The 17,386-nt window shown below is 73.6% G+C and carries 22 protein-coding genes; 12 read left to right on the top strand and 10 right to left on the bottom strand.

Translation table 11 applies throughout. The features are described from left to right. Positions 1 to 8: 8 nt before the first annotated feature. On the bottom strand, positions 9 to 980 hold the full coding sequence (locus tag ACFYYN_RS33790; RefSeq protein WP_500548748.1) for a transcriptional regulator: 972 nt from the start codon (positions 978 to 980) through the stop codon (positions 9 to 11). A gap of 74 nt (positions 981 to 1,054) precedes the next feature. Here ACFYYN_RS33790 and ACFYYN_RS33795 point away from each other — a divergent pair, with 74 nt between their 5' ends. Beyond that, the gene (locus ACFYYN_RS33795) at positions 1,055 to 2,269 is read left to right on the top strand and encodes an MFS transporter (protein ID WP_500548749.1); all 1,215 of its coding nucleotides are present in this window, start codon (positions 1,055 to 1,057) and stop codon (positions 2,267 to 2,269) included. On the opposite strand, the gene ACFYYN_RS33800 is transcribed toward ACFYYN_RS33795, so the two are convergent. The 5 genes from ACFYYN_RS33800 to ACFYYN_RS33820 all read right to left on the bottom strand — a co-directional run bounded on the left by ACFYYN_RS33800 (position 2,223) and on the right by ACFYYN_RS33820 (position 6,580). Next, positions 2,223 to 2,909, bottom strand: coding sequence for an alpha-ketoglutarate-dependent dioxygenase AlkB family protein (locus ACFYYN_RS33800; RefSeq protein WP_500329607.1), 687 nt, complete (start codon positions 2,907 to 2,909; stop codon positions 2,223 to 2,225). The genes ACFYYN_RS33795 and ACFYYN_RS33800 overlap by 47 nt on opposite strands. After that, entirely contained in the window at positions 2,906 to 3,742 is an 837-nt protein-coding gene (locus ACFYYN_RS33805) for a hypothetical protein (protein WP_500548750.1), read from the bottom strand. The genes ACFYYN_RS33800 and ACFYYN_RS33805 overlap by 4 nt, the downstream gene beginning before the upstream one ends. Next, complete coding sequence (locus tag ACFYYN_RS33810) at positions 3,739 to 4,476, bottom strand: 2OG-Fe(II) oxygenase (protein WP_500548751.1); 738 nt, start codon at positions 4,474 to 4,476, stop codon at positions 3,739 to 3,741. The genes ACFYYN_RS33805 and ACFYYN_RS33810 overlap by 4 nt, the downstream gene beginning before the upstream one ends. Positions 4,477 to 4,487: 11 nt before the next feature. Continuing rightward, on the bottom strand, positions 4,488 to 5,003 hold the full coding sequence (locus ACFYYN_RS33815; RefSeq protein WP_500548752.1) for a methylated-DNA--[protein]-cysteine S-methyltransferase: 516 nt from the start codon (positions 5,001 to 5,003) through the stop codon (positions 4,488 to 4,490). A 104-nt stretch (positions 5,004 to 5,107) separates the two neighbouring features. After that, a complete protein-coding gene (locus tag ACFYYN_RS33820) occupies positions 5,108 to 6,580 on the bottom strand; it encodes an AlkA N-terminal domain-containing protein (protein ID WP_500548753.1) in 1,473 nt (490 codons plus the stop codon). A gap of 100 nt (positions 6,581 to 6,680) precedes the next feature. Between ACFYYN_RS33820 and ACFYYN_RS33825 the strand changes: the two genes are divergently transcribed. Together ACFYYN_RS33825 and ACFYYN_RS33830 are read left to right on the top strand one after the other, a co-directional pair. Then, positions 6,681 to 7,202, top strand: a complete 522-nt coding sequence (locus tag ACFYYN_RS33825; protein WP_500359299.1) for a hypothetical protein — start codon at positions 6,681 to 6,683, stop codon at positions 7,200 to 7,202. Between the two features lie 83 nt (positions 7,203 to 7,285). Then, positions 7,286 to 8,254 (top strand): YihY/virulence factor BrkB family protein, encoded by a 969-nt coding sequence (locus tag ACFYYN_RS33830; protein ID WP_500548754.1) that lies wholly within the window; start codon positions 7,286 to 7,288, stop codon positions 8,252 to 8,254. A gap of 43 nt (positions 8,255 to 8,297) precedes the next feature. Here the strand turns inward: ACFYYN_RS33830 and ACFYYN_RS33835 are convergent, their stop codons facing one another. Together ACFYYN_RS33835 and ACFYYN_RS33840 are read right to left on the bottom strand one after the other, a co-directional pair. Continuing rightward, positions 8,298 to 9,392, bottom strand: coding sequence for an NAD-dependent epimerase/dehydratase family protein (locus tag ACFYYN_RS33835; protein ID WP_500548755.1), 1,095 nt, complete (start codon positions 9,390 to 9,392; stop codon positions 8,298 to 8,300). Positions 9,393 to 9,545: 153 nt separating this feature from the next. Further along, complete coding sequence (locus ACFYYN_RS33840) at positions 9,546 to 10,712, bottom strand: MalY/PatB family protein (protein ID WP_500548756.1); 1,167 nt, start codon at positions 10,710 to 10,712, stop codon at positions 9,546 to 9,548. Positions 10,713 to 10,860: 148 nt separating this feature from the next. Between ACFYYN_RS33840 and ACFYYN_RS33845 the strand changes: the two genes are divergently transcribed. After that, positions 10,861 to 11,517: a class I SAM-dependent methyltransferase gene (locus ACFYYN_RS33845; protein ID WP_500548757.1), complete on the top strand. Its 657-nt coding sequence runs from the start codon at positions 10,861 to 10,863 to the stop codon at positions 11,515 to 11,517. Between the two features lie 334 nt (positions 11,518 to 11,851). Here ACFYYN_RS33845 and ACFYYN_RS33850 read toward each other — a convergent pair whose 3' ends face one another. Continuing rightward, a complete protein-coding gene (locus ACFYYN_RS33850; protein WP_500548758.1) occupies positions 11,852 to 12,601 on the bottom strand; it encodes a histone protein in 750 nt (249 codons plus the stop codon). 126 nt (positions 12,602 to 12,727) lie between these two features. Between ACFYYN_RS33850 and ACFYYN_RS33855 the strand changes: the two genes are divergently transcribed. The 8 genes from ACFYYN_RS33855 to ACFYYN_RS33890 are packed head-to-tail and all read left to right on the top strand — an operon-like array spanning position 12,728 to position 16,467. Further along, positions 12,728 to 13,090 carry a gas vesicle protein GvpO gene (locus ACFYYN_RS33855; protein ID WP_499509491.1) on the top strand — a complete coding sequence of 121 codons (363 nt, stop codon included), beginning with the start codon at positions 12,728 to 12,730 and terminating at the stop codon, positions 13,088 to 13,090. 29 nt (positions 13,091 to 13,119) lie between these two features. Beyond that, positions 13,120 to 13,602 carry a gas vesicle structural protein GvpA gene (locus tag ACFYYN_RS33860; protein ID WP_500548759.1) on the top strand — a complete coding sequence of 161 codons (483 nt, stop codon included), beginning with the start codon at positions 13,120 to 13,122 and terminating at the stop codon, positions 13,600 to 13,602. Between the two features lie 2 nt (positions 13,603 to 13,604). After that, positions 13,605 to 14,318 carry a GvpL/GvpF family gas vesicle protein gene (locus ACFYYN_RS33865; RefSeq protein ID WP_500329731.1) on the top strand — a complete coding sequence of 238 codons (714 nt, stop codon included), beginning with the start codon at positions 13,605 to 13,607 and terminating at the stop codon, positions 14,316 to 14,318. 15 nt (positions 14,319 to 14,333) lie between these two features. Next, on the top strand, positions 14,334 to 14,588 hold the full coding sequence (locus ACFYYN_RS33870; RefSeq protein ID WP_018559348.1) for a gas vesicle protein GvpG: 255 nt from the start codon (positions 14,334 to 14,336) through the stop codon (positions 14,586 to 14,588). A gap of 14 nt (positions 14,589 to 14,602) precedes the next feature. Beyond that, positions 14,603 to 15,052: a gas vesicle protein gene (locus tag ACFYYN_RS33875; RefSeq protein WP_500329584.1), complete on the top strand. Its 450-nt coding sequence runs from the start codon at positions 14,603 to 14,605 to the stop codon at positions 15,050 to 15,052. Next, positions 15,045 to 15,848: a GvpL/GvpF family gas vesicle protein gene (locus tag ACFYYN_RS33880; protein WP_500548760.1), complete on the top strand. Its 804-nt coding sequence runs from the start codon at positions 15,045 to 15,047 to the stop codon at positions 15,846 to 15,848. The genes ACFYYN_RS33875 and ACFYYN_RS33880 overlap by 8 nt, the downstream gene beginning before the upstream one ends. Then, on the top strand, positions 15,845 to 16,072 hold the full coding sequence (locus ACFYYN_RS33885; RefSeq protein WP_500548761.1) for a gas vesicle protein: 228 nt from the start codon (positions 15,845 to 15,847) through the stop codon (positions 16,070 to 16,072). Before ACFYYN_RS33880 ends, ACFYYN_RS33885 begins: the two co-directional genes overlap by 4 nt. After that, a complete protein-coding gene (locus tag ACFYYN_RS33890) occupies positions 16,069 to 16,467 on the top strand; it encodes a gas vesicle protein K (protein WP_500329579.1) in 399 nt (132 codons plus the stop codon). Before ACFYYN_RS33885 ends, ACFYYN_RS33890 begins: the two co-directional genes overlap by 4 nt. Before the next feature lie 25 nt (positions 16,468 to 16,492). Here ACFYYN_RS33890 and ACFYYN_RS33895 read toward each other — a convergent pair whose 3' ends face one another. Then, positions 16,493 to 17,257: a YqjF family protein gene (locus ACFYYN_RS33895; protein ID WP_500548762.1), complete on the bottom strand. Its 765-nt coding sequence runs from the start codon at positions 17,255 to 17,257 to the stop codon at positions 16,493 to 16,495. Between the last annotated feature and the right edge of the window lie 129 nt (positions 17,258 to 17,386).

Consider the following 17,386-nt stretch of genomic DNA (forward strand, 5'->3'; position numbering starts at 1 on the left):
TCCTTCCCTCAGCCGTCCTGCTGGGCCGCGACCAGGGCGTCGCCGGTCTCCGTCCGGTAGTAGAGCACGGAACGCCCCGCGCGCCGCCGCCGCACCAGACGGGCGTCGAGCAGCACTCTCAGATGACGCCCCACCGAGCCCAGTCCCTGACCGGTCAGGGCCACCAGCTGCGTCGTGCTCATCGGCGTCGCGAGCAGCACCAGGACCGCGGCCCGCGCCGGACCGAGCAGCGCGCCCAGCGCCTCGGGGACCCGCTGCCGCCCCGCCTCGGCCAGCGCCCCCGAGCACGGGTACACCACCGCGTACCGTACGTGCTCGTCCCAGGACACCCACCCGGTGCGCGGGGTGACGGGCACGAACATCAGCCGGGCGCCCGACAGGTCGCGCGGCGGGTACTCCCGCGTGTTGATCTGCAACCGGCCTTCACCGAGCCAGCGCATCCCCCGGCGCATGTCGTCCAGCGCCTCCGCCCAGCCGCCGCGGCCCAACTGGGCGGTACGCGCCACGATGTCGGCCTCGATGACCCGCCGGCGGCGCGGCCAGTCCGGCAGCACCGTGTGCGTCCACACCCAGGCGACGACGTCCGCCGCACGCTCCGGCAGGTCCGCGCGGCGCAGCCGTTCGGGGAGCGGTCCGCCCAGCGACACCGCCAGATGCTCACGGGCGGCCTCCGGCGAGGTCTCCCGGATCCGCCTCAGCTCCTCCTCGAATCCCGGACTGCCCTCGCCGCTGGGCGTGGGCGTCAGGAAGTCCGCGTTCCAGGTGCGCCCCAGGGCGGCGCGCACCAGCAGCCCGGTCACCGGGTCGGCGGCCAGCCGCTCGCGGTACGCCGCCAAATGAACGTCGAGCCAGGCGCGCTCCCCGGGGTGCGCGGCCGTGCCCCGGTCGAGCAGCTTCAGGGCCGCGATGGTCTCGGCCAGTGGGGAGACGACGAAACGGCTCGCCACCAGCGTCTCCGCGTCGACCAGCCACCAGCCCATGCGCCGCCCTCCTCACCTTTCGCGTCTGCGCGAAACATTAACCGCCCTGTGCGCCGCCGCCGAGACTCAGGTCCATGCGCACTTACCAAGAACTCTTCCGCACACGGGAGTTCACCCCGTTGTTCGTGGTCTCCACCGGACAGGTCGCGGCGCAGACGGTGAGCGGGCTGGCCCTGAGCACCCTGGTCTACGACGCCACGGGCTCGCCGCTGCTGTCCGCCGTCGCCATGTTCGGCCCGTCCCTCGCGCAGGTGGTGGGCGCGACGACGCTGCTGTCGGCGGCCGACCGGCTGCCGCCGCGTGCCGCGCTCACGGCGGTCGCCCTGTTCTTCGCCCTGGGCACCGCCGTTCTGGCCGTCCCAGGTCTGCCGATGTGGGCCGTCTTCGTCATCCTGCCCGTCGAGGGCCTGGTGGCGTCACTGGGCGGCGGAGTGCGCTACGGACTGCTCCACGAGATCCTGCCCAAGGGCGGCTTCCTGCTGGGCCGTTCCGTGCTGAACATGGCGACCGGCACCATGCAGATCTGCGGCTTCGCCGCCGGCGGCCTGCTGCTGGCCGCACTCTCCCCCCGCGGGGTCTTGCTCGCCGGCGCGGCGCTCTACCTCGCGGCCGCGGCCGCCGCCCTGACCGGACTGCGCCCCAGGCCCCCGCGCGCGGGCGGCCGCCCCTCGGCGGCCGAGACCTGGCGGACCAACGTACTGCTGTGGTCCGCCCGGCCCCGCCGCTACGTGTACCTCGCGCTCTGGGTGCCCAACGGCCTGATCGTCGGCTGCGAGTCGCTCTTCGTGCCCTACGCGCCCGACCACGCCGGGCTGCTGCTGGCCGCCGCGGCCTGCGGCATGCTCGCCGGCGACACGACGGCCGGCCGGTTCGTCCCGCCGTGGTGGCGCGAACGTGCGGGCGCCGCGCTGCGACTGCTGCTCGCGGCCCCCTACCTGCTCTTCGCGCTGCACCCGGGCCTGCCCCTGGCGGCGGCCGTCGTCGCCGTCGCCTCCGTCGGCTACGCGGCGAGCCTGCTGCTGCAGGAGCGTCTGATGGCCCTCACCCCGGACGAACTGAGCGGTCACGCCCTCGGACTGCACTCCTCGGGCATGCTCGCCTGCCAGGGCCTCGGCGCCGCGCTCGCCGGTGCGGTCGCCCAGCACACCTCCCCGGCCACCGCGATGACGGTCATGGCCGCGGTCTCCGTCGCCGTCACCTTGGCGCTGGCCCCGGGCCTGCGCCCGGGCCCCGCGGACGCCGTCACCGCCGCCGCGCCCGCCCCTGCGTCCCGTCGTCCAGTCCCGTGACCCGCATCGTGATGTTCAGCCGGCCGGAGGCGAGACCGGTGGCCGGGTCACCCGTGCCCGGGTGGACCTTCGGCACGGCGTGGTAGGCGAAGCGGGACGGGCCGCCGAAGACGAACAGGTCGCCGGAGGCCAGCTCCAGGTCCGTGTAGGGGCGGTTGCGGTTCTCGGTGTTGCCGAAGCGGAACACACAGGTGTCGCCGATGGTCAGCGATACGACGGGGGCGGCGCTGCGCTCGTCCTTGTCCTGGTGCATGCCGAGCTTGGCGTCGCCGTCGTAGAAGTTGATCAGCGCGGTGTCCGGGGTGTAGCCGTCACCCGCCGCGGGGTCCTCGTACGCCTCGACCAGGGCGCGGCGGCCGAGGTCCACCAGCCAGTCGGGGAAGGGGGCCACCCGGGCGCCGTTCACGTCGTCCGCGGTACGGGTGTAGCGGTAGGGCTGCCAGTGCCAGCCGATGCACACCGTGCGCACCGACATCACCCCGCCGCGGGGGAGGCGGGTGTGCCGGATCGGGACCGGGCCCATGGCCCAGGCACGGCACGCGACGACCAGCTCCCGCTGCTGGTCCAGGGTGAGCCAGCCCGGCACGTGCACCGCGCCCGGTGCCACCTGCAGCCGGGGGCGCGGGATGAGCGCGCTCACCGGGCGCCGCCCGTCCCCGGGGCGGCCGCGGTCACCCAGCCCCGGTCCACGCGCCAGGTCCCGCCGTCGGCGGCCGCGCCGCGCAGGCCCTGGAGGGTCTCCGCGCCCGCGGCGGCCACCACGCGCGCGTCGCCGAGGGAGGCGAAGCCGTAGGTACGGGCCGGGTCCCACGGTGTGCTGTGCCGCAGACGCCGGGCCAGCTGCGCCCACCCGGCGGGCGCCGCGGCCACCACCCAGGCGTCCGGCGCCGGCGCGGTCAGCCGCCCGGCGGCCCGCAACCAGGACGCGGCCCGTTCGGGCCAGTCCACGACGGTCACCACGGTGCCGCCCGACGCGCGCCACGCCGCGGCGAAGGCCCCTGCGGCGGTACGGGAGGCGGCGTCCCGGCTGTGACCGACGGCGACGGCGCACGGGCGGGGGCGGGCGTCACCGAGCAGGCCGAGCAGGGCGGTGAGCTCCGAGCCGGTGTGCGGCCGCGGCACCGGCACGCCGTCGAGCACGGCGAGCCCCTCGGGCGTGACCAGCGGGGAGGCCGGTGCCGAGGCGGGTGCATCGGGGTAGGTCATGGCGTTCCGCTCCGTCGGTGTCGCCTTCCATTGTCGGTACCGTCCGGGCAGGCAGCGGGCGCAGGGCCGGTGGCCCGCGGCGACCGCCGTCGCCTCGTCCGCGAAGAACACCCGCTCCCGCACGTATCCGCCGCGGGCGGTCGCTCGCAGGGCGGCCGGGCAGTCGAGGCGGCCGTACAGCCGGCCGCGCCGGAGCCCGCTGAGCGTCCCCGGGACAGCGCTGCGGTACGGCAGCCCGTCCGGGCCGGTCAGCACGTACGTGGTCACGCCGCGTCGTGGAAGACCAGGCCCAGGGTGTGGCGGCGGCCGGCGCGTACGGTGCTCACCCCGTGCCGCATCGGGCCGGCGGACCAGCCGCGGGCCGAGCGTACGGGCCGGTCACGGGTGGTGAAGACCAGCGCGTGGCCCTGGGGGAGGGTGGTGGACGAGCCCCGGGTCTGTGCCCGCGGCCGCTGCTCCGTCATCAGGAACTCGCCGCCGGTGTAGTCCTCGCCGGGGGCGTCGAGCCCGATCACGACCTGGAGCCGGAAGACGAGGTCCCCGTACAGGTCGCGGTGGAGCGCGTTCCAGTCGCCCGCGCCGTAGCGCAGCAGGATCGGGGTCGGCCGCGTCTGGCCGGCGGCGTGGCACACGGCCAGCCGCGCGTCGAGGGTGTCCGGCCAGGGCGCGGGCTGCCCGAGCCGGGCCGCCCAGTCGCGGGCGATCGGCAGCAGCCGCGGGTAGAAGGCCGCCCTCAAGGCCCGCACCGGCTCCGGGACGGGGTACGCGAAGTAGCGGTACTGGCCCGAGCCGAAGCGGTGCCGTGCCATGTCGACGGTCGAGCGGAACCGCCCGGTCTCGTCGTAGAGCGCGGCGACGGCCCGGCACTCTGCGGGGGAGAGGACCGGACGGGCCGTCAGGGCGCTCCCGTGGGCGTCGAGTCCGGCGGCGAGCGCGAGCCAGTCCATGGCGTCGACCCGCTCGGGCAGGGGTGTCGTGGGCGGTGCGGCGGTGGTGGTCATGGCCGTCGTCCTCACGCCGTACCGCGTCCGGCCTCGAGGTCCAGCAGCAGCCGCTTGCGCTCCACCCCGCCCGCGTAGCCGGTGATCGCGCCCTTGGCGCCGAGCACGCGGTGGCAGGGACGGACGACGAGCAGCGGATTGCGGCCGATCGCGGTGCCGACCGCGCGCGACGAGGTCCGGGGGATGCCCATCGCGTCGGCGACGTCCGCGTAGGTCAGCGTGGTGCCGTAGCCGATGGTCTCCAGGGCCTTCCACACCTGCTGCTGGAAGGCGGTGCCGGCGGTGGTGAACTCGATCTCGAAGTCGGTCAGTTCGCCGGCGAAGTACGCCCGCAGCTGGCGGGCGATCTCGGTGAACGCGGCGTCGTCGGCACGCGCGCCGTCCACCAGGTCCGCCGCGAGGACGCCACCCTTCTGGTCCGGCACGGACAGCGAGGAGAGCGCGGTGCCGCCGTTCGCGGTGGGCGACTCCTCGCCGACCAGCAGCAGTTCGCCCAGCGGGCTGTCGAGCGTCGTGTAGACCGTCATCGGTCTTTCCCTTTCCTCGCACTTTCAGTGACATCTGCGATTCTGCGGTGGTTCATCACCGATGTCCGGCGGGATTCGGACGTCGCATTCCCGCTGCCTCCCGGTCAACCGGCTCCCCACAGCAGGTGCATCGCGTAGGTGCGCCACGGCCGCCAGCCCTCGGCGTCCTCCAGCGGCACACCGGCACGCGCGGCCCCCGCGCGCACGGCGACGTCGCCCTCCAGCAGCACGTCGGGATCGCCCAGGGCGCGCATCCGGACGTAGCCGGCCGTCCACGGTCCGATGCCGCGCAGCGCGAGCAGGTCCTTCTCCGCGCCGTCCCGGTCCGCGCCCGGGTCGAGGACGACCTCGCCGACGGCGAGGGCGCGGGCCAGGCCGCGCAGCGTCTCCCGCCGGGCCTGCGGCATCCCGACCGCCTCCAGCGACGCCCCGGCGAGGGTGTCCGCGTCGGGGAACAGATGCGTCAGGCCACCGCTCGGCGCCGCCAGCGGCTCACCGTGGGCGGCGACCAGGGCCGCGCCGAGCCGGCGTCCCGCCGCCACGGAGACCTGCTGCCCCAGCACCGCCCGCACCGCCAGTTCGTGCGGGTCCGCCGCCCCGGGAGCGCGCAGCCCGGGGCGGGCGCGGGCCAGGGCCCCCATCGACGGGTCCGCGGACAGCCGTTCCGCGACCGCGTACGGATCGGCGTCCAGGTCGAACAGGCGCCGCACCCGCTGCGTCCCGGTGGTCAGGTCGCGCAGCCCGGTCAGGTGCAGCCGGCACTCGAGCCAGTCACCGCCCCTGCCGGGCGCCGCCTCCTCGACCTCGGCGACCGCGGGCCCGCGCGGCAGTCGCAGGGTGCGCCGGTAGACGCGCCGGCCGCGGGTCCCCGTGATCTCCTCGACGCCGGTGATCGCGCGGGCCGCCAGGTAGTCGAAGACCTGCCCGGTGTCGTACGGCCCCCGGTAGGCCAGCCGCAGCGGCACCCCGGCGGCGGCCGCGTGCCGGGCGGGGCACGCCTGCCGCAGCGCGGTCGGCGTGAGCGCGTACACCTCGCGGACGGTGTCGTTGAACTGCCGTACGCTCGCGAAACCGGCCGCGAAGGCGATCTCCGCGGCCTGCAGGTCCGTGGTCTGCAGCAGGATCCGGGCGGTGTGCGCCCGCTGCGCACGCGCGAGGGCGATCGGTCCCGCCCCCACCTCGGCGTTGAGCTGCCGTTGCACCTGCCGCGCGCTGTACCCGAGCCGTGCGGCCAGTCCCGCGACGCCTTCCCGGTCGACGACGCCGTCGCCGATCAGCCGCATCGCACGGCCCACCACGTCGGCCCGCGCGTTCCACGCCGCGGAACCGGGCACCGCGTCCGGACGGCACCTCCGGCAGGCCCGGAAACCGCCCCCCTGGGCGGCGGCCGCCGTCCGGAAGAAGCGGACGTTGCGCCGCTTGGGCGTGACCGCCGGGCAACTCGGGCGGCAGTAGATCCCCGTCGTCGTCACCGCGAAGAAGAACTCGCCGTCGAAGCGCGCGTCGCGGCTGCACACCGCCTCGTACCTGCTGTCCTCGTCGGTCGCGTCGTTCGTCACCCCTCCACTGTGCGGCATCGCGGGGGCGGGACGCTGGCGGGATTCGGACGTCGCGTTCCGGGCGTGGCCCGCCCGGCACGGCTGTGCGGGGGCGGGTCGCCTCGGTGATCCTGAAGGGGTGACAGCCGGCTCCGCCCCGCGGGACCTCGCCGGCCGGGAGGCTCCCGGCACGGGACGCGCCAACTACACGGGCGCCGTCTACGGGTCGCTGCTGGCCGCCTCGGTGGTGGCCGGGGCTGGCTCGGCGGGGCCGTACCCGCGCCTGGAACTGGTGCTGCTGCTGATCTGCACCGGCCTGGTGTTCTGGGCCGCCCACGTCTACGCGGGCTTCGTCGGCGACCGGTTGCGCGGGGGGAGGGTCACCTGGCACGAGATCCGCCAGGTGTGCGTCCGCGAGTGGCCGATCGTGCAGGCCGCGCTGCTGCCGGCGACGGCGGTCGCGGTGAGCCCCCTGCTGGGGCTCGGGCTGGAGGGCGCGGCCTGGCTGGCTCTGGCCATCGCCGTCGTCCAGCAGGTCGTGTGGGCCAGTGCGGCCGTCATCCGGGTGGGCGCCTCCCGCTGGGCGGTGGTGTCGGTGGGGATCGTGAACCTGGTGCTGGGCCTGGTCATCGTGGCGGCGAAGGTCGCGCTCCAGCACTGAGGGCCGGTGCGTCGTTCATGCATTATGGGACGGTTTGCGTTGTTTCCTGTGGGGGACGTGTGCCCTGAGGAGAGTGATCGCGCATGGCCCGCCACCCGCAGACCGGCGTCAGCAAGCCGACCGAGCTCCCCCAGGAGTCCTGGCGCGTGGTGCTCCGGCGCACGGTGAAGGAGTTCTGGGCGGACCACCTGACCGACTGGGCCGCGGCGCTGACCTACTACGCCGTCCTGTCGGTCTTCCCCGCCCTCCTCGTCATGGTCTCGGTCGTCGGTCTGCTGGGCGGCCCCAGCGTCAAGCCCCTGATCGTCAACGCGAGCGGACTCGCGCCCGGACCGGTGCGCGACACGCTGACCGGTGTGCTCGGGCAGTTGCAGCACGGCGCCGGCCGCGGGGGACTCGCCCTCGCGGTCGGCGTCGCGGTCGCCGTGTGGTCGTCCTCCGGCTACGTGGCGACCTTCATGAGGGCCGCCAACGCCCTCTACGACATCGACGAGGGCAGGCCCGTGTGGAAGACCCTGGCCGCCCGATTCGTCATTCCCGTGGTGCTGTTGGTGGTGACGGCGCTCATCGCGCTCGGCGTGGTCCTCACCGGAGCCCTGGCCCGCAGAACGGGTCAGGTGCTGGGAGTCGGCGACGCCGCGCTCGGCGTGTGGGGGATCGCCAAATGGCCCGTGATGCTCGTGCTGTTCAGCCTGGTCCTCGCACTGCTGTACTGGGCCGCGCCCAACGCGAAGCACGGCGGCTTCCGATGGGTGAGCCCCGGCAGCATCGTGGCCGTGGCCATCTGGGCCGCCGCATCCGCCCTCTTCAGCTTCTACGTGTCCAACTTCAGCAACTACAACCGGCTCTACGGCAGCCTGGCGGCGATCATCGTCTTCCTCGTCTGGTTGTGGATCTCGAACATCGCCGTCCTCCTCGGGCTGGAGTTCAACGCCGAGCTCGAACGGGCGCGGGCACGGCCGGACGGAGGCCCGGACGACAGTCCGGACGAGACGGTGCCCAAGGCCGAGCCGGAGGACACCGAGCGGCTGCACGCCGACGAAGGGCGATGACGGGACGGCGTCGCGGCCGCCGCGCCGTCGCGGCCGTGGACCGTCACGGCCGTGAGCCGACGCCGGTCGCGACCTCATGGAGCCGGCTGCCGGCCCCGCCCGGTGCCAGTGGGGCGGTGGAGGTGTCGCCCGCGCCCTCGCGCAGACCCGCGAGGAACTCCTCGATCGCCTGCGTGGCGGTGTGGCGGGGCTCCCAGCCCAGCTCGCGGTGGGCCCGCGCGGTGTTCATCAGCGGCAGTCTGACGACGGCGTCGAACAGGCCGGGCGACGACGGCACCAGGTGCAGCCGCCACGCCCCGGCCAGTGCCGCCCGCACCGCGCCCCGCGGCATGCGGACGACCTGCGCCCCGAGCAGCGTGGCGAGTTCACCCGCGTCCAGCGGTGGATCGGCCGCCAGGTTGAAGGCGCCGCGCACGGGACGGTGCAGCGCCGCCCGGTAGGCCTCGGCCGCGTCGTCGGAGTGCAGCGCCTGGAAGCGCAGACCGCGCAGGTCGGGGACGACCGGCACCAGGCGGGGCCGTACGAGCCGGTTCGGCAGGAACGGCCCGGCGAACAGCCTGCGTTGCTGAGCCGCGGACTCCCGTTTGAAGATGAAGCCCGGCCGCATGCGCACCACGCGCAGCCGCGGGTTCTCCCGCTCGAAGGTGTCGAGGTAGCGCTCGACGTACGCCTTCTCCCGGCAGTACGCGGCCCCCGGCCAGCCGTGCGTGGGCCACGACTCGTCGACCGGGTAGCGCTTCGGGCCGGGCGAGTACGCCGCCACCGACGAGGCGTGCACCAGGGCCGGCACACCGGCCGCCGCGGCCGCCTCGAAGACGCGGATGCTGCCCAGGACGTTGGTGCGCCACGTGATCGCGGGGTCGTGGGTGGGCTGCAGGAGCCAGGCCAGGTGCACGACGGCGTCGGCACCGCGGAAGTGCTCCACCAAACGCGTCCTGTCGTCGCCCAGGTCGGCGTGCACCCACGAGGTACGGGCGGGCTGCCAGTCCTCGGGGATCCTGCGGGCGATGCCGACGATCTCGGCCACCGCCGGGTCCTGGCCGAGCGCCCGCACCAGGCTCGTCCCGACGTTTCCGGTCGCCCCTACGACGACGACGCGCAGGCCGCCGCCGTTCCCGGGCGTGGAGTCGTCCGTCACGTTCCTCGCCTCCCTGGGTCCGCCGCGAGCGCCCGGGCACCGCGCGGTGCCGGACCGCGCTGCCCGGCGTGACGGCGGCCTCGTCCGACGTGCCTCGGTCTGCCAGGGCGGCTACCCGGCGAGGGACGTTTCAGACCCCGGCCGCGGCGGCCGTCAGCCGACCGCCTTCGCCATCCGGCGCACCGCCTCCGTGAGCACCTCGGGCGTCGTCGCGAGGTTCAGCCGTACGTGCCCGTCGCCGCCCGTGCCGAAGTCGGGCCCCGCGCTGAGGGCGACCCGCCCGCGGGCGAGGAAGGCGGCGGCCGGGTCGTCGCCCAGGCCCAGCTCCCGGCAGTCCAGCCAGGCCAGGTAGGTGCCCGGGGCCGGCCGGTAGCCGACCGACGGCAGGTGCTCGGCCAGCAGCCCCGCGAGCAACCGCCGGTTGTGCGCGAGGTCGTCCAGCACGGCGTCGAGCCACGGGCCGCCGTCGCGCAGCGCCGCCGTGTGGGCGATGACGCCCAGGTGGCTCGGTCCGTGACCGACCTCCTCCGGCATGCGCGCCAGGTCGTCCGCCGCGGCGGGCCCGGCCAGGGCGAGGGCCGCCTTCAGACCGGCCAGGTTCCACGCCTTCGAAGCGGACATCAGCGACAGGCCGCTCTCGCCGCCGGGCACGCTCAGGTACGGCACGAACGCCGCCTCGGCGGTCACCAGCGGCGCGTGGATCTCGTCCACCACGACCCGCACCCCGTACGACCCGGCCAGCGCCGCCACGGCGGACAGCTCCTCGGCGGTGTGCACCGTGCCGGTCGGATTGTGCGGGCTGCACAGCAGGTAGGCGGCCCGGCCGCCGCCGGCCGTGGACCGGGCGAAGGTCTCCTCAAGCGCCGCGAGATCCAGCCGCAGGCCGGAGCCGAACGGGGTCTCCACCACGCGCCGGTCCATGTGCGTCACGAACTGGTAGAACGGCGGGTACACCGGGCAGTTGACGATCACCGGGTCCCCGGGGTCCGTGACGAGCTTCAGCATCTCGACGACACCCAGCATCACGTCGGGCACGATGGAGGCGCGCTCCACGGCCAGACCGTCCCAGCCCCACCGCTCACGGGCGAAGTCCGCCAGCGCCTCCGGGTACGCGGTGCCCGCCGGATAGCCCGTGTCTCCGACCGCGATCGCCTCCGTTAGCGCGCGGGCCACGGGACCGGCCAGCGGCACGTCCATCTCCGCCACCCACAGGGGCAGCACGTCCTCCGGATGGGTGCGCCACTTCATGCTCGTCCGGCGCCGGAGCTGGTCGAGCGTGAGGCGGCGCAGCGGGTGGTCGTCAGTCGACGCGGTGTCCATGACACCCAACATAGGTGCCGCTCAGCCGCCGGGGCAGTGGGCGGCCGGCGGACGTGTTGCCGAACCGGCAAGAAGACTTGCCCGGCGAGCGCGCGGGACCGCATGGTCGGGGCAGGTCCACATCCACGGCACGGAGGAGACGACACCCATGACCGACGGCACCACCAGCGCGACCGGCGCCGCATCCGAGGCGGAGTTCTGGGACGCCCGGTACGCCGGGAGCGACCGCGTCTGGAGCGGCAAGGCCAACGACGTCCTGGTCCGCGAGGTCGGGCGCCTGAAGCCCGGTACCGCGCTCGACCTGGGCTGTGGCGAGGGCGCCGACGCGGTCTGGCTGGCCCGGCAGGGGTGGCGGGTCACCGCCGTCGACATCTCCCGCGTCGCCCTGGAGCGTGCCGCCGCCCACGCGACGGCGGAGGGCATCCCCGACGGCATCATCGACTGGCAACGGCACGACCTGTCCGAGACGTTCCCCGGGGGAACCTACGACCTGGTCTCCGCCCAGTTCCTGCACTCACCGAACGACATGCCCCGCGAGCGCATCCTGCGCGCCGCGGCGGCGGCCGTGGCACCCGGGGGCGTGCTGCTCGTCGTCGGGCACTCCGGGTTCCCGGCCTGGCAGACCGAGCCGCACCCTGAGGTGCACTTCCCGACGCCGGAAGAGGTGCTGCGGAGCCTCGAGCTTGCCGAGGAGGAGTGGGAGGTGCTGCTGACCGACGAGCACGAGCGCGTCCAGAACGACCCCGACGGACGGCCCACGACGCGTGTGGACAACACCCTGGAGATCCGCCGCCTGGAGCGGTGACACGACGCGCGGCGGGCCGTGCCGACCACGGCCCGCCGGGGCACTGTGGGTGGGGGCGGAGTGACGGGACGTCAGCGGCGGGCGTCCTCACGTACCGCTGGAAGTGCTTGAAGTCGAGCCGACGACCGCGGCCTTGGGCATGCCGGCTGAGGACGATGTGGGTCAGTGCAGAGTGCCGGACGATGCATCAACTCGTGTCCAGGTGGAGACCTTGTCGCCCGCCGGCCAGGTTCTCCATTCAGGCCCCGACGAAGCCGACGGAGCCGTCAGCAGTCGATCGATCCAGGCCGCAGCCTGTGCCACACCGGTGTCCTGTGCTGTTATGGCGATAGGGCTACCTCCGCCGTGTGGACGCCTTCTTGGCGGCCGTCTTCTTCGCGGCGGACTTCCTCGCAGGTGCTGCGGTCTTCTTCGCCACCCGCTTGCCGGCCGGCGCCGCGGTCTTCTTGGCGGCGGACTTCTTCGCCGGCTGTGCCTTCTTGGCGGGGGTGGGGGTCCTCTTGGCGGGCGCCTTCTTGGCCGCGGTCTTGCGCGCCGGCGGCCTGGGGGCCTGCCGCTTGGCCGGGCGACGGCGCCGAGGGGCCTGCTCCTCCGCCTCCGGCTCTTCCTCCCCTTCTTCCTCTTCTTCCTCCTCGGGTTCCTCGTCCTCGAGTTCCTCTTCCTCTTCCTCTTCCTCGGGTTCTTCCTCGGGTTCTTCCTCTTCCTCCTCGTCCTCCGGTCCGTACTCCTCTTCCTCCTCGTCCGGTTCCTCGTCCTCGCGCTTCTCCTTCTTGCTGCCGATGCGGGCCGTACGGTCGTGCAAGGTCCCTGCGAGATCCGCGAGCTTCCGGTCCGCGACGGCGACGACCGCCTTGCGCCCGGCGTCCATCAGTTCTCCGCCCACCTGTTCCTTGAGCTGGGCGACCTGAGGCAGGTCCTTGAGCTTGTGAATACCCTCGGTCACCAACTGTTGCGGATCGAGTCCGGCGCGGCGACCGGCGAGAAAGGTCGCCATTCCGAGGGCGAGCCGCCCCTTCTTGGTGCGACCGAGAACGTAGCCGCCCGCTACCGCGGCAGCCAGAGCGAGCCTGGTCGAGTCCTTCATCACTTGTTCCCTTCGGGAGTTGCGCCCTGCGGGAGGCGACCCGTCGCCGCGCACCTTGTGAGGTGTATATGCTGAAATAGTACGTTTTGTTGTAGGGGTGGCGCCGCTCCAGAGCCGGAGATGTGGATGGCCGCAAGCGACAAGAGCGACCCCGGAAGGGGCCCGCGCTCCACCCGGAGCGAAGGCACGGCACGGCGTTCGAGCGCCGAGCGGTCCCGGCGGCCCCGCAAACGTTCGGCGGCCTGGGCCATGCGGTCCGCGTCCGAGCAACTCTCCGAACTCCTCGGTCGCAGGCCGGAATCCGTTTCCGCGGTGAAACCGACCGAAGACGGCTGGGAGGCGGACGTCGAGGTCCTGGAACTGGAGCGCGTGCCCCAGACGACCAGTGTGATGGCCACGTACCACGTGACGTTGGACGAGGAAGGAGACCTGGTGGCGTACGAGCGGACACGCCGTTACACGCGGGGGCAGATAGACCGACGCTCCTGACCCGACACAAGGCGCTGAAGGGAGGCGCCATGACCGTGGTGCCGCAGAGCGGGGGCGGCATGTCGAGGGGTGGTGGCGGGGGGAGCCTCTACGACGTCCTGGAACTGATCCTGGACCGGGGGCTCGTCATCGACGTCTTCGTCCGCGTGTCCCTGGTGGGCATCGAGATCCTCAAGATCGACGCCCGGATCGTCGTGGCGAGCGTCGACACATATCTCCGTTTCGCCGAAGCCTGCAACCGGCTTGACCTGGAATCCGGGCGAAAGCAGCCCACCCAGCTCACCGATCTCGTGGGTGAGATCACCGAGGGCGGGGCCAAGGGCAAGTCGAAGGGTGCCCTGTCCGGCGCCGTCGAGGCCGTGACCGACACCCTGAAGGGCGGGAGCGACGAGGACGAGGAGGAGGACGAGTACGAGGAAGAGCCCGAAGAGGAGGAAGCGGAGTACGAGGAGGAGCCCCGGCAGTCGCGGCGCAGGAGCACCGGGCGGGCTTCCCGGCGGGAGAGGGAATGAGCATGGCCGTCTACGTCTACTCCATCACCGCGAAGGACCACCCGTTGCGCCTGGACGGCCTCACGGCCGTCGGCGGATCGGGCCAGGAGTTGCGCACGGTGACGAATGCCGAGCTCTCCGCGGTCGTGAGCGAGGCCCCCGAGGACCTGCGTCCCCGGCGCAGGGACGTGCTCGCCCATCAGGAGGTGCAGGAACGGCTGATGGCCGACGGTGCCGTGCTGCCACTGCGCTTCGGCTTCACGGCACCCGACGAGGAGGCCGTGAAGGCCGCGCTGGAGGACCGTGCGGTGGAGTATCGGGAGCAGCTGAAGAACCTGCAGGGCTGCGCCGAGTACCACCTGAAGGTCTCGTGGGACGAGGACTCCCTGCTGCGCCGGATCCTGGAGGAGAACGACGAGGCGCGCCGGCTGAACGAGGAGATCCGCGGCGGAGCCGCGTCCCCCGACATCCCCCTGATGCTGGGCGAGCTGCTTGCCAACGAGGTGCAGGCCCGCCAGCAGGCCCTCGGGGCGGGCATCGTCGAGGCGCTGCGCCCCTTCGTCCGGGACGACGTGGCCTCCCCGCCGGGCGGACAGGACTTCCTCAGCGTCTCCTTCCTGGTGGACGACAGCAAGGAGGAGATGTTCCTGGCCACGCAGCTGAGCCTCGCCAACCAGGTGGGCGAGGAGTGCGACTTCCGGCTGCTCGGACCGCTGCCCCCGTACAGCTTCGTGTGAGAGGGAGTGGCCCCCATGGGACTGTTCACCCAGATCGTCACCCTCCCCCTGGCGCCGGTGCGCGGGGTGGGCTGGGTGGTCGAGCGCGTACTGGAGGCCGCGGAGCAGGAGTACTACGACCCCGAGCCCGTCGAACGCGAACTCGCCGCCCTGGAGAAGGAGCTCCTCGCCGGACGGATCGACGAGGAGACCTTCGAGGCCCGCGAGGAGGAACTGCTCGACCGGCTCGACGAGATCGCGGCCTTCCGGCGCGGTGAGCCCGCGCCCTGAGACGAGGTGACGCAGTGACGGATTCCCCGGCGGGCCGGCTCGGCTCGTACCCCACGAGGGCCGCTCCCCAGCAGTACGCCCAAGGGCAGGGGTCCTCGGCCAACCTGGCGGACATCCTCGAGCGGGTCCTGGACAAGGGCATCGTCATCGCCGGCGACATCCAGATCAACCTGCTCGACATCGAACTGCTCACCATCAAGCTGCGACTGCTGGTGGCCTCCGTCGACAAGGCCAAGGAGATGGGCATCGACTGGTGGGAGCACGATCCGTCGCTGTCCTCCCGGGCCCACGGGGAGAGTTCGCTCGCGCAGGAGAACCGCAGGCTGCGCGAGGAGATCGAAGCACTGAAGGAAGGGCGGGAGCTGACGGACACGCCGCGGGGCAGCGTGGCCTCCCGCCACCGCACGCGGTCCTCCTCGGCGACGCACCGCCGCGGCGGCGATCCCGGGACGGACGATGGATGACCGGGTCAGCTACGCGTACGCCGTGCTGCGCGGCGGCGGCGTTCCGGAGGGCGCCCTGGCCGCGCTGACCGGCGTCGCCGGGGCACCGGTGGGGCTCGTGACGTCGGGTCCGCTGGCCGCGGCCGTCAGCCCGGTGCCCGCCGCGGACTTCCGGGAGGACGCCCTCCGCCGCCACCTGGAGGACCTGGACTGGCTGGAGACCGTCGCCCGCGCCCACCACACCGTCATCGAGGCGCTCTCGGCGCACACCACCGTGCTGCCCCTGCGGCTGGCCACGGTCTACCTGGACGACGCACGCGTCCTGGCCGTGCTGCGGGACGACGACGCGGCGTTCACGCAGGTCCTGGAGCGGCTCGCAGGACACCTCGAATGGGGGGTCAAGATCTACGTGGAGGCCCCGGCGGCTGCGTCCGCGGGCCCCGCCGGAGCCGGCGCCGGCGAGGACCTCAGCCCTGGCCGCGCCTACCTGCGTGCCCGCCGCGCCCAGCGGCACTCCCGCGACGAGGCCTACCGCGCGGCGGAGGAGGCCGCCGCACGCGTCGAGACGATCGGCCGCGAACTGGCCACCGGGCACGCCCGGCACCGCGTGCAGCAGGGGCAACTCGCCGCCGACGCGGGGGAGAACGTCCTCAACGACGCCTTCCTCCTCGCGGATGAGCAGGCCGAGGCCTTCCGCGCCCGCGTCCTCGCCGCCGGCGAAGGACTGCCCGGGGTGCGCGTCGACGTCACCGGCCCCTGGGCCCCGTACTCGTTCGCCGCCCTCCCCGACGCGGACGTGGCGGACGTACCGCCGTGACCGCCGCCGACCGGACCCCCGAACGGAACCCCGAACCCCTGGCGGAGCGTCAGGTGGCCCTCGTCGACCTGCTCGACCGCCTCCTGAGCGGCGGCGTCGTCCTCACCGGCGACGTGGTGCTCTCCATCGCCGACATCGACCTCGTCCGCATCTCCCTGCGCGCCCTGATCGTCTCCGTCAGCGAACGCACCCCTTCCCCGTGGGGCCCGGGGCCCGGCCCATGACACCCCCGGCGCTCCCCGGCGACGCCCACCCCCCGGACCGCCTCGGCGAGGTCGCCGACGCAGCCGCCCGCGCCTTCCGCCTGCTCCCCGCCGTCCCGCGCGACACCCCGTCCCCCCGCCCCGCGCGCCGCATCAGCACCGACCCCGACACGGTCGAACGTGACCTGATGAAACTCGTCCTGACCCTCGTCGAACTCCTCCGCCAGCTCATGGAACGCCAGGCCCTCCACCGCGTCGACGCGGGCGACCTCACCGAGGAGGAGGAGGAACGCCTCGGCGCCACCTTGATGATCCTCCACGACCGCATGGAAGGCCTGTGCGTGCAGTACGGCCTGTCCATGTCCGACCTCAACCTCGACCTCGGGCCCCTGGGCACGCTCCTCCCGCCCGACTGAGCCGCGGCCCCGGAGCCGCAAGGCCTCAGGGCGTGGGGATGCCGCCCGGGCGGGAGGGGCGGCCGAAGCGGACGGGGACGCCGGGGGAGTACAGGACGCTGACCGGGGGGCCCACGGGGGCGGGCAGGCCCGCGGCCGTGATCAGGCTCTCGTCGCAGTCGAGTAGTTCGGCGCGGTGGAGCGGCCAGCGGGGGTGGGAGTTCGGCAGGTACAGCTGCCGCTCGAAGAAGGTGTTGTGCAGACCCCAGCGCGCGGTGAGGAAGTGCTCGAGCTCGGTGGGTTCCGCGACGGGCTCGCCGACGCGCACGCTGATCCGCGAGTGCGCCCCGCGCGGGCCCGGCCAACGGCGCGTGCTGGTGTACGTGAGGGTGTCGCCGTCGCGGCGGATCGCCATCCGCGACCACAGGTACGGCAGGCGGAACGCGGCGCGCGCGACCGCCACCGGTATCAGCCGGGACGCGTCGAGCGACCGGAAGACGACACCGCGCCGCCCGTGGGCGTCCACGGAATACAGCCGGACGTTCGTCTCGGGGAAGGTGCCCAGGTAGGGGACGCCCGGGAGACGGAACCAGCCGACGCGGTGCATGCGGAAGGCGACGAGGCCGACGTAGGTGGCGCCGTCGAGGGTGTCGGGGACGGTGCCGGCCGGCAGGAGCGGCGCGATGTAGGCGGGGTCGGCCGCCCAGTGGAGGAAGGCCAGGTCGAGCCACGACTGGGTGAGCAGCGGGCCGGCGGCGACGTCGGGCGGGTCCGCGGTGATCGGTTCGGGCGTGGTCTGCGTGGGCGGCACGCGACCAGCATCGCAGACGTGCCACGGGCCTCCGGCAGGCGCTGCGCAACCGCTGTGACACGTGGGGTTCAGGAGGTCACAACCGGGTACACCATGTGAGCGGGTGCCGGGGCCCCGCATCCGTTGGGG

It is taken from the genome of Streptomyces sp. NPDC001902 (assembly GCF_042891295.1).
Classification (GTDB): Bacteria; Actinomycetota; Actinomycetes; order Streptomycetales; family Streptomycetaceae; genus Actinacidiphila.

Excerpts from the sequence above, each read along its gene's own strand:
- ACFYYN_RS33865 (WP_500329731.1), top strand. The coding sequence starts at position 13,605 with ATGGCCGTCTACGTCTACTCCATCACCGCGAAGGACCACCCGTTGCGC.
- ACFYYN_RS33890 (WP_500329579.1), top strand. The coding sequence starts at position 16,069 with ATGACACCCCCGGCGCTCCCCGGCGACGCCCACCCCCCGGACCGCCTC.
- ACFYYN_RS33855 (WP_499509491.1), top strand. The coding sequence starts at position 12,728 with ATGGCCGCAAGCGACAAGAGCGACCCCGGAAGGGGCCCGCGCTCCACC.
- ACFYYN_RS33860 (WP_500548759.1), top strand. The coding sequence starts at position 13,120 with ATGACCGTGGTGCCGCAGAGCGGGGGCGGCATGTCGAGGGGTGGTGGC.
- ACFYYN_RS33795 (WP_500548749.1), top strand. The coding sequence starts at position 1,055 with ATGCGCACTTACCAAGAACTCTTCCGCACACGGGAGTTCACCCCGTTG.
- ACFYYN_RS33790 (WP_500548748.1), bottom strand. The coding sequence starts at position 980 with ATGGGCTGGTGGCTGGTCGACGCGGAGACGCTGGTGGCGAGCCGTTTC.
- ACFYYN_RS33830 (WP_500548754.1), top strand. The coding sequence starts at position 7,286 with ATGGCCCGCCACCCGCAGACCGGCGTCAGCAAGCCGACCGAGCTCCCC.
- ACFYYN_RS33880 (WP_500548760.1), top strand. The coding sequence starts at position 15,045 with ATGGATGACCGGGTCAGCTACGCGTACGCCGTGCTGCGCGGCGGCGGC.
- ACFYYN_RS33815 (WP_500548752.1), bottom strand. The coding sequence starts at position 5,003 with ATGACGGTCTACACGACGCTCGACAGCCCGCTGGGCGAACTGCTGCTG.
- ACFYYN_RS33850 (WP_500548758.1), bottom strand. The coding sequence starts at position 12,601 with ATGAAGGACTCGACCAGGCTCGCTCTGGCTGCCGCGGTAGCGGGCGGC.
- ACFYYN_RS33870 (WP_018559348.1), top strand. The coding sequence starts at position 14,334 with ATGGGACTGTTCACCCAGATCGTCACCCTCCCCCTGGCGCCGGTGCGC.
- ACFYYN_RS33820 (WP_500548753.1), bottom strand. The coding sequence starts at position 6,580 with ATGCCGCACAGTGGAGGGGTGACGAACGACGCGACCGACGAGGACAGC.
- ACFYYN_RS33845 (WP_500548757.1), top strand. The coding sequence starts at position 10,861 with ATGACCGACGGCACCACCAGCGCGACCGGCGCCGCATCCGAGGCGGAG.
- ACFYYN_RS33810 (WP_500548751.1), bottom strand. The coding sequence starts at position 4,476 with ATGACCACCACCGCCGCACCGCCCACGACACCCCTGCCCGAGCGGGTC.
- ACFYYN_RS33840 (WP_500548756.1), bottom strand. The coding sequence starts at position 10,712 with ATGGACACCGCGTCGACTGACGACCACCCGCTGCGCCGCCTCACGCTC.